The sequence below is a fragment of the Curtobacterium sp. RIT-PI-V genome (assembly GCF_025642935.1).
In the GTDB taxonomy this organism is placed as follows: Bacteria; Actinomycetota; Actinomycetes; order Actinomycetales; family Microbacteriaceae; genus Curtobacterium.
This window is the reverse complement of the sequence record NZ_JANZKM010000001.1, coordinates 280,057-293,901: the sequence shown is the minus strand read 5'-3', so window position 1 is coordinate 293,901 and position 13,845 is coordinate 280,057. Positions and strand designations below refer to the sequence as shown.

Below are 13,845 nucleotides of genomic sequence, written 5' to 3'. Positions count from 1 at the left end.
GGCCGGGCGGACCGCGCGCGGTCCGCTCCTACGGTGCGCTTGCCTCCCGCACAACCGAAATCGGCTCGCGCCACGGAATTCCGTGGTGCGAGCCGATTTCCGTCGTGCAGGGAGTGCCGACGTTCGGCCGGGAGGCCCGTGCTCAGTCCGGCAGGTCGCTCGGCGTCGCCTCGTGGTGACGTCGACCGCCGGACCGCCGGTCCTCCTTCATGCCCGCCTCGAACAGGTGGCGGCGCCCCTGCACGAGCTCGTCCCGCGCAGTGCGCTCGAGCTCCTTCGCCAGGGCGTAGTACCCGTCGTCGTAGTCCTCGACGACCTGGAACGTCCAGCGGCCGGCGATGACGTTGCGGCCCACGAGCTCCGTGTCGACGCGGTCGGCCAGTTCGGTGTGGCCTGCCTTCCGGAGCTGCTCGACGGCTTCGCCGAGGTTCAGGTCGGCGGTGCCCGTCAGACGGTGGAAGCCGTAGAGCAGGCCGCGGGCGTGCTCGATGACCTCGACCGCGGCCGACAGTGTGCCGAGCGCCTCGACCGTGGCCTCGGACACTCCCTCTGGGACCTGGTGCTGCGCGTCGGGGCCGTGATCATCGTTCGTCATGCTCCCCGTCTACACGAGGGCGTCTGCGACCGCGGACGGTGTCGTCCGCGACCCGCCGTCACGTCGGCGAGCGCTTGCGGGGTCTCGCCCGGCGACCTAGCATTCGAACACACGTTCGAACGAGGAGGCCCGATGATGATCACGGAGACGGCTGCCACGGTGTGGTGGTCCGAGGGCGCACCGAGCCGGCTGGTCTGGGGCGGGCGCCGTTGGCGGGTGAGCGACACCCCGACCCGTCTGACCGTGACGCGGGCCGAGCTGCCGACCGCAATCACCCACGCCCCCGAGCGCACGGTCGGCTGGCGGTTCCAGGCCACGGCCGACGACGGGGACACGCTGGTGGTCGACATCGTGCCCGAGGGCAGCGGCTGGGGCGTCGCGCGGACGTGGACGTGAGCGCCGCCCCGGATGCGGACTACGTCGTCACGCGGTCGACCGGCGCCCGCTCCGGCGCCGGTCGTTCCATGAGACGCCAGGCGCCACCCGTCAGCGGCGCGAGCGTCACGACGGTGTAGAGCACGACGACCACCCCGAACGTCGCCTGCACACCGACACCCTCGGCCGCGAACCCGGCGAGCAGTCCGCCGAGCGGGATCCCCGCCCACGACCCGGCTCCGAGCAGCCCGAACACCCGAGCGCGCATGTGCTCCGGGATGCGCTCGAGCTCGACGGCTCCGAGGATCGGGTTGAGTGACCCGGCGGCGAGGCCCGACACCGCCGAAGCCGCGAGCATCCACGGCAGCCCGAGGCCGAGCGCCGGCACCAGGAGCGAGGGCCCACCCGCGAGCACGAAGCACACGACGAACGTGATCCGACGGGGCACGCGGTGTGCGACGTACCCGAAGGCCACCGACCCGAGGAACGCCGCACCCCCGAAGGTCCCCGTCACGAAGCCCAGCGCCTGCGCCCCACCGAGGGTGTCGGCGGCGTAGAGCGGGAGCAACGTCGTCGATCGGGCCGCGTCGAGCAGGTTCGTGATCAGCACGAGGGCGATCACGAGCCGGAAGAACGGGTCGCGGACGCAGAACCGGAAGCCCTCGGCGATGTCCCGCCAGTACCCGCTGGTCGGAGCCGCCTCAGCGCTCGCGGCCGCAGCGTCGTCGCCCGCCGGCCGGACCAGCACCGCAGCGAGCAGGGCTGCGGTGCCGAACGCCACCGCGGTGCAGACGAGCGCGGCCATCGGTCCCGCAGCCGCGACGAGCACCCCGCCGAGCGGCGCGCCGATGAGCACCGAGAGTCGCTGGGACGCCTCGAAGTGACCGACCGCGCGCTCCAGCGGCACGCCGGCCGATCGTGCGAGACCCGGGAGCAGGACTCGACGTGCGGACTCCCCGGGCAGGTCGAACAGGCCGCTCACGAACACGAGGGCCAGGAGCGCCCAGAACGGCAGACCCACCGTCCAGGCGAGGACCGGCATCGCCAGCAGGGTCGCACCGCTGACGAGGTCCGACGCCACGCTCGAACGGACGAACCCGACCCGCTCGACGAGCGCCCCGCCGAACGGGCCGCCGAGGACGATGGGGACCGTCGCGGCGAAGGCGGCGATCCCGACGTCCGTCGCCGAGCCACCCCGGGCCAGCACGGCGAACGGCACGGCCACGGTCGTGACGACGTTGCCGGTCCGCGAGACGACCTGGACCGCGAGCAGTGCACGCAACCGTGCCCGGGCGTTCACGGTCGCCCCATCCGGTAGCTCTGGGTGACGGCGATGACGCGCTCCGACCCGTCGCCCGGTGTGTGCGCGTCGCTCACGGCCGTCCATCGCTCGACGACGGCGCGCAGTTCGGCGCCGAGCCCGGTGAGTTCGTCGGCGGTCAGTCGCAGCACCTCGTCGGAACTGGTCGACGCCGCGACCCACTCGCGGCCGAGCACGGGCGCCTGGTCGATGAACCGCCCGTACTCGGCCGCGTACGCATCGGCGACGGTGTGGTCGAGTGCCGTCGTGGCGAGCATCCGTTCCGGGTCGTCGAACGCATCGGCGAGGTCCCACGACGTGTGGTCCGCAGTGGCACGCCACCACCGCTCCCGCCGGTCGGAGCCGAGCTCCGGCGCCGGCTCGATGAAGTCCGCGTCGGCCAGACGCTTGCAGTGGTAGCTGATCGTGCCGGGCGCCTCGTCGATCTCGTCGCCGAGCATCGCGGCGGTCTGCGGTCCACCGGATCGCAGGAGCCCGACGATCCGCAGTCGGGTCGGGTGGGCGAGGGCGCGCATGTGGGCGGCGTCGTCGAGTCTGCGCACGGTCATGCTCTGAGAATATATGCACAAGAACTCTTGCGCAATGCTTCTTGTGCAGTTGATCGACTGGGACCGCCGCCACCGCGCTACGGTTCCGGCATGGCGAAGTGGATCGCGCTGCTGCGCGGAGTGAACGTCAACGGCATCACGATCAAGAACGCCGACCTCGCGGAACTGCTCCGCGGACTCGGCTTCGACGACGTCCGCACGGTGCTCGCGTCCGGCAACGTGGTGTTCGGCGCGGACGCCGACGCGCGGACCCTGAAGGCCACGATCGAACAGGCGCTCCGCGAGCGCTTCGGCTACGACGCGTGGATCGTGCTCGTCCCGCACGACGACCTCGAAGGCATCGTCGAACGGTTCCCGTTCGACCGGGCCGACGATCGGCACGACTACGTGGTGTTCGGCTCCGACGACGACGCCCTCGACGCGCTGCTCGCCGACCTCGCGCTGGACACCACGGTCGAGCAGGTCGCCCGGGGTGGCGGGGTCGTGTACTGGTCCTGCCCGAAGGGGTCGAGCACGGACACCGTGTTCGCGAAACGGGCCGGAGCAGCACGCTTCAAGCGCACGACCACGACGCGCAACACGAACACGCTCCGGAAGCTCCTGTGACCCGAGGCGCCCTGCACCACGTCGAGCTCCGCACCGCCCACCTCGACACGGCGAGCAGCGCGTGGGGCTGGCTGCTCGGCGAGCTCGGGTACACGCCGTTCCAGGAGTGGCCAGCGGGCCGGAGCTGGCGACTCGGAGACGTCTACGTCGTGCTCGAGACCGCGCCGCTCGACGGCACGCACGACCGTCGACGGCCCGGACTGAGCCACCTCGCGTTCCACGCCGGCGATGCCGAGCAGGTCGAGCAACTGTGGACGGACGCGCCGAGGCACGGGTGGACCCGCCTGTACGAGGACCGGCACCCGTTCGCCGGCGGACCGGACCACCGTGCAGCCTTCTTGGAGGACACCGAACGCTTCAAGGTCGAGCTCGTCGCGAGCTGACCGGGTCGAGCGGGCCCCAGCCGACAGCCGACGTGACGCCCTACGCGGTCGTCTCGTCCACGTCGAAGTCGCGCTGGAGCGAGATCGTCGGGATCGACGCCGTGATCACGGAGCCGTCGGCGCGGAGCGTGCCCTGGATGTCGCTCGTGGTCGGTGCGTGCCCGGACATCCGCGGCCCCTGGTGCGGGAGCGGGACCACGGTCGGCTCGCCGGCCTCGATGTCCCACTGCTGGTTGTGCACCCACGCGGTGAAGCCCGAACCCGTCTCGACCGTGAAGGTCATGGCGTCCTGCCCGAGGTCGACCCGGACCCGCGACCCGCGCACGGTCAGTCGGTAGGTCAGCGAGTCCCAGTGCCGCGGCAGTCGCGGGTTGAACGTCATCCGGCCGCCGTGGTCGCGCATGCCGCCGAACCCGTTGACGAGCGCACCCCAGATGCCACCGGTCGACGCGATGTGCACGCCGTCCGAGGTGTTGCCGTGCAGGTCGGCCAGGTCGACGTAGAGCGCCGTCTGGAAGTACTGGTCGGCAAGGTCGTGGTAGCCGACCTCGGCCGCCATGATCGACTGCACGACCGCCGACAGCGTCGAGTCGCCCGTGGTGAGCGCGTCGTAGTAGTCGAAGTCGCGGCGCTTCTCGGCCGCGGTGAACTCGTGCCCCTGCAGGAACAGCGCGAGCACGACGTCGGCCTGCTTGAGCACCTGGAACCGGTAGATGACCAGCGGGTGGTAGTGCAGCAGCAGCGGGCGCTTGGACTCGGGGGTGTTCTCGAGGTCCCAGAGTTCCTTGTCGAGGAACTGGGCGTCCTGCGGGTGGATGCCACGGTGCGGGTCGAAGGGGATCTCCATCGACTCGGCGGCGTGCTCCCACTCGACGAGCTCGTCGGGGCGCAGACCGGTGCGCCGGATCATCCGGTCGTACTCTTCGACGTCGTCTGCCGCGAGTTCGCGGCACGCGTTGACCGCGAACCACAGGTTCGCCCGCGCCATGACGTTCGTGTAGAGGTTGTCGTCGACGACGGTCGTGTACTCGTCGGGTCCGGTGACGCCGTCGATGTGGAACTTCTTGTCGCCGTTGGAGCGCCAGAAGCCGAGGTCCGCCCACAGCCGAGCGGTCTCGACGAGCACGTCGATCGCCCCGCGCTTCAGGAACTCGGTGTCACCGGAGGCCCGCACGTACTGCATCAGGGCATGGGCGATGTCGGCGTCGATGTGGTACTGCGCGGTGCCGGCGGCGTAGTACGCGCTCGACTCCTCACCGTTGATCGTTCGCCAGGGGAACAGGGCCCCCCGCTGGTTCAGCTCGCGTGCCCGCGAGCGTGCGGCGTCGAGCATGTTGTAGCGGAACCGCAGCGCGTTCCGGGCGACGATCGGCGCCGTGTACGACAGGAACGGCAGGACGTAGATCTCCATGTCCCAGAAGTAGTGCCCGCCGTAGCCAGAGCCGGTGACGCCCTTGGCGGCGATGCCGTGCCCGTCGGTGCGGGCCGTGGCCTGCGCGAGCATGAACAGGTTCCACCGGACCGCCTGCTGGATCTCCGGCTGCCCGGCGATCTCGACGTCGCTCCGGGCCCAGTAGTCGTCGAGCCAGACGCGCTGCTTCTCGAACGTCTCGTCGATGTTCTCGGCGTGCGCCCGGTCGAGCGTGCGGTCGCAGCGGTCGGCGAGTTCGCGCACCGGGACACCGCGGGAGGTGTGGTACACCACGTGCTTGACGAGTCGGATCGGCTGCCCGGCGCGCGCCTGGACGCGGTAGACGTGCTTCGCCAGGTCGTCGTCGATCGACGACGACTCGTCCCAGCTGTTCTCCGTCTCGAGGTGGTGTTCCACACCGACGCAGATCGTCATGCCGGAGCTCGACGCCTGGTACCCGAGCAGGGAACGGGCGCCGGTGCTGCGCTTGAGCTTCGGTTCGAGCACCCGGTCGGTGAAGGCCTCGGCCTTGCGCGGGTCGAAGGCGTTCGCGGCTGCCCGCATCCCCGCGTGGTACTCGTCCTGCACGTCCTGGCGGTTGAGGATCTGGCTGGACAGCAGGATCGAGGCGTCCGCGTCGAGCACGGTGACCTCGTAGTCGATGACGGCGAGGTGTCGATCGGTGAACGACACCAGGCGGCGGGACCGGATGAGCACGCGCTTGCCGGACGGCGTCGACCACTCGGTCTCGCGGAACAGGTAGCCGCCGCGGAACTCGAGGCGCCGCGTGTGGCGGAGGATGTCGGCCTCGGCCAGCACCAGGGGTTCGTCGTCGACGTAGAGGCGGATCACCTTGGCGTCGGGCGCGTTGATGATGGTCTGGCCGGTCTTGGCGAACCCGAAGGCGTCTTCGGCGTGCCGGATCGGCCAGGTCTCGTGGAACCCGTTGATGTACGTGCCGTACTGCACACCGCCACGGCCCTCGTCAAGGTTGCCGCGCAGGCCGAGGTACCCGTTGCCGACGGCGAAGTTCGTCTCGGCGACGCCCTGCTGGTCGGGGGTGTACTCGGTCTCGACGAGTGCCCACTCGTCGACCGGGTACCGGACGCGGTCGAGCGGGTCCGAGGTGATGGGGTTCATGGTGCTCCGTGGGAAGGGAGAGTGGCGTGGGGACGTCGGTTCGACCGGGAGGCGCGGATCGCCTCCGGTCCGCTGGCCTACGTGGTGCTGGTGGTCGCCCGGGGAAGGTCAGCGACCAGGTCGGCGAGGTCCGTCACGACGACGTCGGCACCGTGTTCACGCAGCGCATCGGCGCCCGCTCCGCGGTCGACCCCGACGACGAGCCCGAAGGCCCCGTTCCGGCCGGCTTCGACACCACTGGTGGCGTCCTCGACCACGACGCACTCGGCGGCGGTCAGTCCGAAGCGCCCGGCGGCGTCCAGGTAGGTGTCGGGAGCGGGCTTGCCGGCGAGGCCGTCCTGGCGGGCGACGAGCCCGTCGACCACGACGGTGAACCGGTCGAGGATGCCGGCGGTCCGCAGCACCGAGACGGCGTTCGCGGAACTCGAGACGACCGCGACGTGGAAGCCGGCGTCGATCGCGGCGGTGAGGAACCGGAGCGAGCCGGGGTACGGCTCGACGCCGTGCTCGTCGAGCTCGGCGGTGAACTCGGCGTTCTTCCGGTTGCCGAGACCACACACGGTGTCGTCGTCCGCACCGTCGTCCGGGGTGCCCTGCGGCAGGTCGATGCCCCGTGACTCGAGGAGCGACCGCACGCCGTCGTACCGCGGCTTGCCGTCGATGTACGCGAAGTAGTCGGCCTGCGTGTACGGCGCGACCCCGTGCGCGTCGAGGTACGGCGTGAAGAGCCGGCTCCAGGCGCGCATGTGCACGTCGGCGGTGGGGGTGAGGACACCGTCCAGGTCGAACAGGAGCGCTCGCGTGTCCGCGAGTCGCGCGGGTGTGCGCCGGGTCGGCGTCGTCATCTGCAGCCCTTCAGGGAACCGGGTTCGTGGACGTTGCTCTCGTCGAGTCTAGGACCGCTCCAGCACGGGTGCTCAGGCCGCGCCGTCAGCGCAGGCCAGGGGCCGGCGGCAGGTCGCGCGCCCACTCCTCGATCGCCGAGGAGATCTGCTCGCGGGCGGCCTCGCGGCTGATGGTCGCCGTGCGGTCGCCCGGCTGGTCCCCGTAGGCGCCGAAGTCGGCGTGGTTCGACCCCTGGACCTCGGTCATCGTCGCGGTCGACGGCAGCAGGTGCCGGGCTGCGTCGACCTTGTCGGGCGTCGAGAGCCCGTCACGCGAGCCCGAGACGCTCAGCACGTCGATGTACGAGCTGCTGATGTCGTTCGCGCAGTAGCTGCCGAGCAGCAGCAGGCCGTCCGCGTCCTGCGCGAGCTGGCAGGCGCGGACCCCGCCCAGCGAGTGCCCGCCGACTGCCCAGGTCGCGACGTCCGGCGCGTGCGCCTCGAAGGTCGAGAGCGGCCGGGTGTCGAAGAACGCGAGGTTGAGCGTCGGCTTCGTGATGACGACGGTCGTGCCGTTCGCGACCACCTGCCGGAAGGTCGCCATGTACGCGTACGGATCGACCTTGGCACCCGGGATGAACACGATGCCCTTGCCGTCGGCCTGCCCCGTCGGCGTCATCACCACGGAGTCACCGGCGTCCTGGACCGACACACGGTCGTCGCGCCAGACCTGCAGCGCAGCGCTCCGGGTGCCCTGCATGACGATGTGCGCCCAGACGAGGAACACCACCACGACCAGCAGCAGCACGGCGACGATCCACGCGGTCCACCGCAGTGCTCGGTTCATGCGACCACCGTACGGCGCATCGGCACGGCGGCGTTCGCTTCGTGAGCAGGAATGGTCGGGTGCGGCGTGCACACCCGACCATTCCTGCTCACGATGTCGCCCGAGATGGGCGACCGTGACCCGCTACTTGATCGCGGCGCGGATCTCGGCGGCTGCTGCGCCGACGTCCGACGCGCTGTAGATCGCGCTGCCGGCGACGGCGATGCGGGCACCGGCCTCCTGCACCGAGGCGACGGACGACGCGTTCACGCCACCGGCGATCGAGAACGGCACACCCGACTCCTTGCCGGCGTCGAGCAGCGTGGAGAACGTGAAGCCCTCTTCCGCCTGCTCGTCGAGCCCGGCGTGGACCTCGACGAACTCGGCACCGAGCGCGACAACCTCGCGGGCACGGGCGGCCTTGTCGTGGACGCCGATCAGGTCGACGACGATGCCCTTGCCGTGCTTCTTCGCGGCCTTGACGGCGCCGACGATCGTCGAGTCGCCGGCGACACCGAGGACGGTGACGAGGTCGGCACCCGCCGAGAACGCGATGTCGGCCTCGAGCTCGCCGGCGTCCATCGTCTTGAGGTCGGCGAAGACGATCTTGTCCGGGTGGGCTTCCTTGATCGCGGTGACGGCGGACAGGCCGGCGCTCTTGATCAGGGGCGTGCCGAGCTCGAGGACGTCGACGTGGGGCGCGGCCGCTGCGGCGAGTTCGAGGGCGGCTTCGGTGGTCAGGGTGTCCATGGCGAACTGGAGCTGCATGTGGATGCCTTTCATTCGAGGTTTGCGTGTCGGGGCCAGAGGTCGTCGGCGGACTGCCCGCCGCGGGACCAGAGCGTGTGGAACAGGGCGTCGCCGACCAGGGCGACGGCCTGTTCGAAGAGGCTGCCGGCGTACTGCGCCGAGGCCGTGCCGGAGCGGTCGGTCTTCGTCGCTGCCGGCAGCACGAGGGTGGTGTCCGCGACCTCGGACAACGGGGAGTCGTCGGTGGTCGACAGGGCGACGACGGACGCGCCGACGTCGTGCGCGGTGCGGGCCGCCTGCACGATGCCGGTGGTCGTGCCGGACCCGCTCGCGACGAGGAGCACGTCCCCGGGCCGGATCGCGGGCGTGGTGACCTCGCCGACGACGTGGACGTCGCGACCGAGGTGCATGAGCCGCATCGCGGTCATGCGCAGTGCGAGTCCGGAACGGCCGGCGCCGTGCACGAAGACACGGTCGGAGCGGTCGATCAGGTCGAGGGCGCGCTCAGCCGACGCGTCGTCGACGTTCGCGGCGAGGTCGGTGACCTCACGCACGATCACGTCGAACGCTGCGGGGACGGTGGGTTCTGCCATGTCCACGATCATGCCGTCACGCGGCCCGCCGCACCGCTACCCGCGTCGGCAGGCATCCCACCCGATCGGGTGGCCCCGTCCGCACGGGTGGGACAGGTAGGTTCGGCACCCATGGACGCCATCGCACCCGACCGGGAGGCCCGCGGCGAGCCCGCCAGTCGGCTCGCCGCCTCGGAGCACGCCCGGACCGTCGCCGAGCAGGCGGACCGTCAGGCGCTCACCCTCGAGTCCGTGCTCGCCGTGCTCCGGTCGCCGCGGGTGTCCGATGCCGCCGCGCGGGCCGAGGCCGTCGAGATCGCGTCGGCAGCACTCGTCGACCTGCGCACCGAGACCGACCACCAGCGCAGCACCCTGCTCGAGCCGGTCACCGGGGCGTTCTCGCGCCTCCGAGCCGACCTGCGCCCGCTCGTCCGGTTCGGCGACCTCGACGTGCAGTTCGTCGAGCCGCCGACCACCGGCCGCGCGCTGCCCGGCGACGTCGCCCACGCGGCCCGGGCCATCGTCCGGACCGCCGTGCTCGCCCTGGTCGACGGTGGTGCGGCCAAGCGGGTCCGCATCCAGTGGGACTGCGACGGCCGGAACCTGCTCATGCAGCTCCGCGACGACGGCTCCGGCACCCTCGACGTGCACGACGACGCCATGCGGCCGATCGCGGAGCGGGTCGTCACGCTCGACGGCCGGGTGCAGGTCTCGAGCACGCCGGACTGGGGCTCGGTGCTCGACATCTCGTTGCCCCTCGACCCGTCGCCGACCGAGGTGGACTCGGTCGCGGACGACGACCTCACCCCGCGGGAGCGCGACGTCCTGCGCCTTGTGGCGACGGGCGTCGGCAACCGCGAGATCGCCGAGGGCCTGGGCATCAGTGTGAACACCGTGAAGTACCACGTGGCGAACCTGCTCCGGAAGCACGGCGCCCGGACCCGCGCCGAGCTCGCGGCCCTCGGTCACGCACGCTGATGCTCATTCCTCGGGCACGTGGTCTGCGCGGTGACGGCGGAACCCCAGCACCGCTGCCCCCAGGACGAGGAGCAGGGCGGCGGCACCGGCGATCAGGCTGAGCCCCGCGGCTCCGGTGAACGCGAGCGCACCCTCCGAGCCCGTCGCGGAGGCTGCCGCCCCACGATCCGCACCCACGGGGCTCCCCGAGTCCGCAGGACCTGGCGGCACCTCGGGAGCAGCATCGCCTCCCGTGTCCCCGGGGCCCTCCGGGTCTCCGGGAACCCCCGGCCCCTCGGGTTCCTCCGGGCCCACCGGCGGTTCCACCGGTCCCTCCGGAGCCGGCAGGAGTCCGGCGTCGATGGTGCGGTCCTGCTCGACCCCCTCGATCCTGCCCTCGGCGGACTCCGACGTCGCGATCGTGATCGCGCGGGTGGTGCCGTCACCGGCAGCATCGGAGTCGACCGACCGGTCGTCGCCGACCAGCGCCGTCGTGAAGTCGCGGCCGTCGACCGCGGTCCAGCGCACGGTGTAGGTGCCCGGGCGCAGCCCGTCGAACGCGTACGCGCCCGCAGCGTTCGTGGTGGTGCGCTGGTCCACGGCGGCGCCCGTGTCGTCGATGCCGGCGAGGTGGACAGTCGCACCGGGGACACCGGGTTCGTCGTCGTCCTGCAGGCCGTCGCGGTCATCGTCGGACCACACCAGATCGCCGATCGAGCCAGCGACGACGGTGATGGTGGCCGGGTTGGACTGCACGGGGAGCGCCAGGTTCGACGCGCGGAGGCCGAAGCGGTTGGTGTGCGTGTCGCCGTCCTGCTGGCCGTCGGTGGCGACCGCGACCTCGTGCGTCACCGTCTCGCCGACACCGACCGGGGCCGAGCGTTGGATGCGGAAGGCGGTCACGTCAGCCAGGTCGGTCGGGCAGCCGACGGCACCGAGCTCGGCCTCCGTGCACCACCTGGTCGCGCCACCGGGTGCGTTGGACGGGTCGGCGGCGTCGTTGACGACGTCCCGCGGGGCACGGCTGGTGTACAGCGCCCGCTCGCCGGCAGCAGCGTCCACCGTGACGACCTCGGCGAGGCCGGACGTTCCGTGGAAGGTCGAGCGGCCGGCATCCCCGCGGTGGGGGATGACGTCGATGACGTCGATGCCGTCGATCGGGGTGGCGTCGATGTTCGTGTACCCGAGGGTCCACTCGAGGCGGTCGCCGGTGATGACGACCGGCTCGACGGCGGTCTTCTCGACCCCGACGCCGCCGGTGTTGACGATCTGGAGGGCACGCGCGGCGGTGCGGAGATCGGTCGGAGACCTGTCGGTCGGCGAGTCGATGCCGGCGACGTTCGTGATCGCGCCCGGGGGGAAGAGCTCGGAGATCTGGACCCGGTAGGTGATCGGCGCGACCTGCTGGTTCGGCTCCGTGTCGAACGTCCAGGTGAGTCGCTGGACGTCCCTGCCGCGCTCGTCCGTCGTGGTGTCGATCTCCGGGGTGACGGACGCGCTGTCGGGCACGTAGCGCGTGAGGTGCGGCAGGACATCGCGGACGGTGACCGTGGACGCTCTGCCGCTGGCCTTCCCGTTCGTGAGCGACGGGTACAGGGCGTAGTCGACGGTGTCGCCGGCGAGGGCGAAGCTGGTCTCGTTGGGGGTGTCGCCGGCGTCGTGCCCGGGATCGACGACCTTCTTCTGGATGCGCGCCAGGTTCTCGGTGATCAGCACACTGTCCGACAGGGGGCCGGCCCCGAGGTCGGCGTCGGACCAGGTGTCGTGCTGCCAGCGCGGATCTCGATCGCCGAACCACCCGTGACCGAAGTCGTACGCCCGTGTGCCGTCCGCAGCGTCCTGGAGTTCCGTGAAGCTGTAGAGCGCCCCGGTGCTCCCGCCGGGCACGTCGCCGACGGCACGGACGGCGCCGATCGCGTCGATGCCGCCGGGAACGTCAGCCGGATCCTCGAACCACGGGCCCGCATCGTCCTCACAGGTCGCCTGGCGCTGCCCGGCCGCCGGGCTCGACATCTCGTACGCCGCGTACTGCACCTTCACGTCACCCGTCATGCCGGAGACCCAGCTGTACTGCCCGTCCACCTGCGTGAGGCGCTGGGTGCTGCGGTCGAACGTGTCGCACAGGATCGCGTTCTCGTACGGGGTGAGACCGTCGTTCCACATGCCGATGTCGCTGCGTACCGCGTCACCAGGGGTGTGCCAGGGCTCACCGGCCTTGGCCGAACCAGGGATGACGTCGCCCGTGTCGTTCGTCACGCGGTAGAGCTGCTTGGAGATCCCTCCGGAGCCGTACTCCGTGATGGTGCGCGCTGCACTGTTGTCCGAGGTGGGTTCGGTGCCGCCGGGGTAGTTCTGCGCACCGCTGATCGAGGTCGTCCGGAGCGGCGTGAAGGTGTTCACGGAATCGACGCTCGTGCCGGTCGGTGGGTTCGGCATCCACAGGCTGATGTAGCCGGACACGACGTAGTTCCTGTCGCCGCCCACGACGGGGCCGCCGTCGACGTTCTTGGTCGGGAACTGGGTCGGGTCGGTGATGGTCCCGGTGATCGTGACCTCCACAGCGCTCCCCGGGGCGTCCTGCACGCAGGTGATGCGGCCGGAGTCGACGACCCCGGTCGCGCCCCCGCCGGCTCCTGCGGGCAGGCCCGGCAGGACGCCGGGTCCGCTCGTGTTGTGTCCGCAGACCGGGCGCCCCGCGTTCCAGAGCACGGCACCGGAGGGCAGATCGCCCAGGATCTTCGACAGGTCGTCCGTGAACGTCATCGGCCCTGCGCTCTTCTCGAACCCGAGCAGGCCCTGACCAGCGACCAGGGGCTGCCAGTCGACGGCGATCGGGTACGTGACCTGCAGGCCCGGCGAGCCGTCCGGGCCGACGGCGTCGGTGATGAGCCGACTTGCGTGGACGTCCTTGCTCAGGTTGTAGCGGGCCGCGGCCGAGACGGTGACGGTGTCGGACGTGGCGCCGACGGAGCCGTTCTCAGCGCCGTCGGCGGTGGCCGTGACGGGCACGCTGATCGCGTCCCCGTTCCGCATGTCGCCGGAGACGTTGAGGACGATGGGCACGAAGACGGTGTTGCCCTCGGTGAGTGTCCCGATGTTGCAGAGCAGCTCCGCGCCGGCGATCGCCGAGCCGGCACCCGTGCAGCGGCTCGGCACGCCGGCCCAGGTCGTCCCGCTCGGTGCGGTGGCGGTGAACCGCTCGTTGGTGCTGCTGCCGTCGTTCGAGTTCAAGGAGACGCGGTAGGTGATCGCGTCCATCGTCCGGACGGTTCCGTTCTTCGAACCGGTGTCACCACCCGGCACCGCGTCCGGTGTGAAGGGGCCGTTCCCGTCCGTGAGGACGTCGACGGCGACGGCGACGGTGCTGTCGACCGTGCCCGCGGGGCGTTCGGCGGCGGCCGTGCTGTCCCCTCCGACTGCCTGGGCCGGGACTGCGGCGAACACGAGTCCGGGGACGATGCCGAGTGCGGCCGACATCGCGAGGGCCGTGCGTGCAGGACTGCGGGATCGCATGTGACTCCAAGTCTTCGTCGACGC

13 protein-coding genes are annotated in these 13,845 nt (G+C 71.2%); 4 read left to right on the top strand and 9 right to left on the bottom strand.

The genetic code is table 11. From position 1 onward, the window contains the following. Window positions 1-142: 142 nt before the first annotated feature. Window positions 143-595, bottom strand: coding sequence for a hypothetical protein (locus OGL88_RS01525; RefSeq protein ID WP_205463359.1), 453 nt, complete (start codon window positions 593-595; stop codon window positions 143-145). Between the two features lie 132 nt (window positions 596-727). On the opposite strand from OGL88_RS01525, the gene OGL88_RS01520 reads away from it, so the two are divergent. After that, window positions 728-991: a hypothetical protein gene (locus OGL88_RS01520; RefSeq protein WP_111083527.1), complete on the top strand. Its 264-nt coding sequence runs from the start codon at window positions 728-730 to the stop codon at window positions 989-991. A gap of 19 nt (window positions 992-1,010) precedes the next feature. Here the strand turns inward: OGL88_RS01520 and OGL88_RS01515 are convergent, their stop codons facing one another. Together OGL88_RS01515 and OGL88_RS01510 are read right to left on the bottom strand one after the other, a co-directional pair. Next, window positions 1,011-2,270 carry an MFS transporter gene (locus tag OGL88_RS01515; RefSeq protein ID WP_263055054.1) on the bottom strand — a complete coding sequence of 420 codons (1,260 nt, stop codon included), beginning with the start codon at window positions 2,268-2,270 and terminating at the stop codon, window positions 1,011-1,013. Continuing rightward, entirely contained in the window at window positions 2,267-2,839 is a 573-nt protein-coding gene (locus OGL88_RS01510) for an ArsR/SmtB family transcription factor (RefSeq protein ID WP_263089350.1), read from the bottom strand. The genes OGL88_RS01515 and OGL88_RS01510 overlap by 4 nt, the downstream gene beginning before the upstream one ends. Before the next feature lie 90 nt (window positions 2,840-2,929). On the opposite strand from OGL88_RS01510, the gene OGL88_RS01505 reads away from it, so the two are divergent. Beyond that, window positions 2,930-3,445 carry a DUF1697 domain-containing protein gene (locus OGL88_RS01505; RefSeq protein ID WP_263055056.1) on the top strand — a complete coding sequence of 172 codons (516 nt, stop codon included), beginning with the start codon at window positions 2,930-2,932 and terminating at the stop codon, window positions 3,443-3,445. After that, window positions 3,442-3,828: a VOC family protein gene (locus OGL88_RS01500; RefSeq protein ID WP_263055057.1), complete on the top strand. Its 387-nt coding sequence runs from the start codon at window positions 3,442-3,444 to the stop codon at window positions 3,826-3,828. The genes OGL88_RS01505 and OGL88_RS01500 overlap by 4 nt, the downstream gene beginning before the upstream one ends. A gap of 40 nt (window positions 3,829-3,868) precedes the next feature. Here the strand turns inward: OGL88_RS01500 and OGL88_RS01495 are convergent, their stop codons facing one another. The 5 genes from OGL88_RS01495 to hxlB all read right to left on the bottom strand — a co-directional run bounded on the left by OGL88_RS01495 (window position 3,869) and on the right by hxlB (window position 9,372). Then, a complete protein-coding gene (locus OGL88_RS01495) occupies window positions 3,869-6,379 on the bottom strand; it encodes a glycoside hydrolase family 65 protein (protein WP_263055058.1) in 2,511 nt (836 codons plus the stop codon). A 77-nt stretch (window positions 6,380-6,456) separates the two neighbouring features. Then, window positions 6,457-7,224, bottom strand: coding sequence for an HAD family hydrolase (locus OGL88_RS01490; protein ID WP_263055059.1), 768 nt, complete (start codon window positions 7,222-7,224; stop codon window positions 6,457-6,459). 85 nt (window positions 7,225-7,309) lie between these two features. Continuing rightward, window positions 7,310-8,050 (bottom strand): alpha/beta hydrolase, encoded by a 741-nt coding sequence (locus OGL88_RS01485; RefSeq protein WP_263055060.1) that lies wholly within the window; start codon window positions 8,048-8,050, stop codon window positions 7,310-7,312. 123 nt (window positions 8,051-8,173) lie between these two features. Further along, window positions 8,174-8,797 carry a 3-hexulose-6-phosphate synthase gene (gene hxlA, locus OGL88_RS01480; protein ID WP_263089349.1) on the bottom strand — a complete coding sequence of 208 codons (624 nt, stop codon included), beginning with the start codon at window positions 8,795-8,797 and terminating at the stop codon, window positions 8,174-8,176. An 11-nt stretch (window positions 8,798-8,808) separates the two neighbouring features. Beyond that, on the bottom strand, window positions 8,809-9,372 hold the full coding sequence (hxlB, locus tag OGL88_RS01475; protein ID WP_205463368.1) for a 6-phospho-3-hexuloisomerase: 564 nt from the start codon (window positions 9,370-9,372) through the stop codon (window positions 8,809-8,811). Between the two features lie 111 nt (window positions 9,373-9,483). Between hxlB and OGL88_RS01470 the strand changes: the two genes are divergently transcribed. Then, a complete protein-coding gene (locus tag OGL88_RS01470; RefSeq protein ID WP_263055062.1) occupies window positions 9,484-10,329 on the top strand; it encodes a helix-turn-helix transcriptional regulator in 846 nt (281 codons plus the stop codon). A gap of 3 nt (window positions 10,330-10,332) precedes the next feature. Here the strand turns inward: OGL88_RS01470 and OGL88_RS01465 are convergent, their stop codons facing one another. Next, entirely contained in the window at window positions 10,333-13,821 is a 3,489-nt protein-coding gene (locus tag OGL88_RS01465; RefSeq protein ID WP_263089348.1) for an SdrD B-like domain-containing protein, read from the bottom strand. Window positions 13,822-13,845 lie beyond the last annotated feature (24 nt).

What these genes read in the sequence shown, in the direction of transcription:
- OGL88_RS01505 (WP_263055056.1), top strand. Translation starts at nt 2,930, where the DNA reads ATGGCGAAGTGGATCGCGCTGCTGCGCGGAGTGAACGTCAACGGCATC.
- OGL88_RS01465 (WP_263089348.1), bottom strand. Translation starts at nt 13,821, where the DNA reads ATGCGATCCCGCAGTCCTGCACGCACGGCCCTCGCGATGTCGGCCGCA.
- OGL88_RS01490 (WP_263055059.1), bottom strand. Translation starts at nt 7,224, where the DNA reads ATGACGACGCCGACCCGGCGCACACCCGCGCGACTCGCGGACACGCGA.
- OGL88_RS01485 (WP_263055060.1), bottom strand. Translation starts at nt 8,050, where the DNA reads ATGAACCGAGCACTGCGGTGGACCGCGTGGATCGTCGCCGTGCTGCTG.
- OGL88_RS01520 (WP_111083527.1), top strand. Translation starts at nt 728, where the DNA reads ATGATGATCACGGAGACGGCTGCCACGGTGTGGTGGTCCGAGGGCGCA.
- OGL88_RS01470 (WP_263055062.1), top strand. Translation starts at nt 9,484, where the DNA reads ATGGACGCCATCGCACCCGACCGGGAGGCCCGCGGCGAGCCCGCCAGT.
- hxlB (WP_205463368.1), bottom strand. Translation starts at nt 9,372, where the DNA reads ATGGCAGAACCCACCGTCCCCGCAGCGTTCGACGTGATCGTGCGTGAG.
- OGL88_RS01510 (WP_263089350.1), bottom strand. Translation starts at nt 2,839, where the DNA reads ATGACCGTGCGCAGACTCGACGACGCCGCCCACATGCGCGCCCTCGCC.
- OGL88_RS01495 (WP_263055058.1), bottom strand. Translation starts at nt 6,379, where the DNA reads ATGAACCCCATCACCTCGGACCCGCTCGACCGCGTCCGGTACCCGGTC.
- hxlA (WP_263089349.1), bottom strand. Translation starts at nt 8,797, where the DNA reads ATGCAGCTCCAGTTCGCCATGGACACCCTGACCACCGAAGCCGCCCTC.
- OGL88_RS01525 (WP_205463359.1), bottom strand. Translation starts at nt 595, where the DNA reads ATGACGAACGATGATCACGGCCCCGACGCGCAGCACCAGGTCCCAGAG.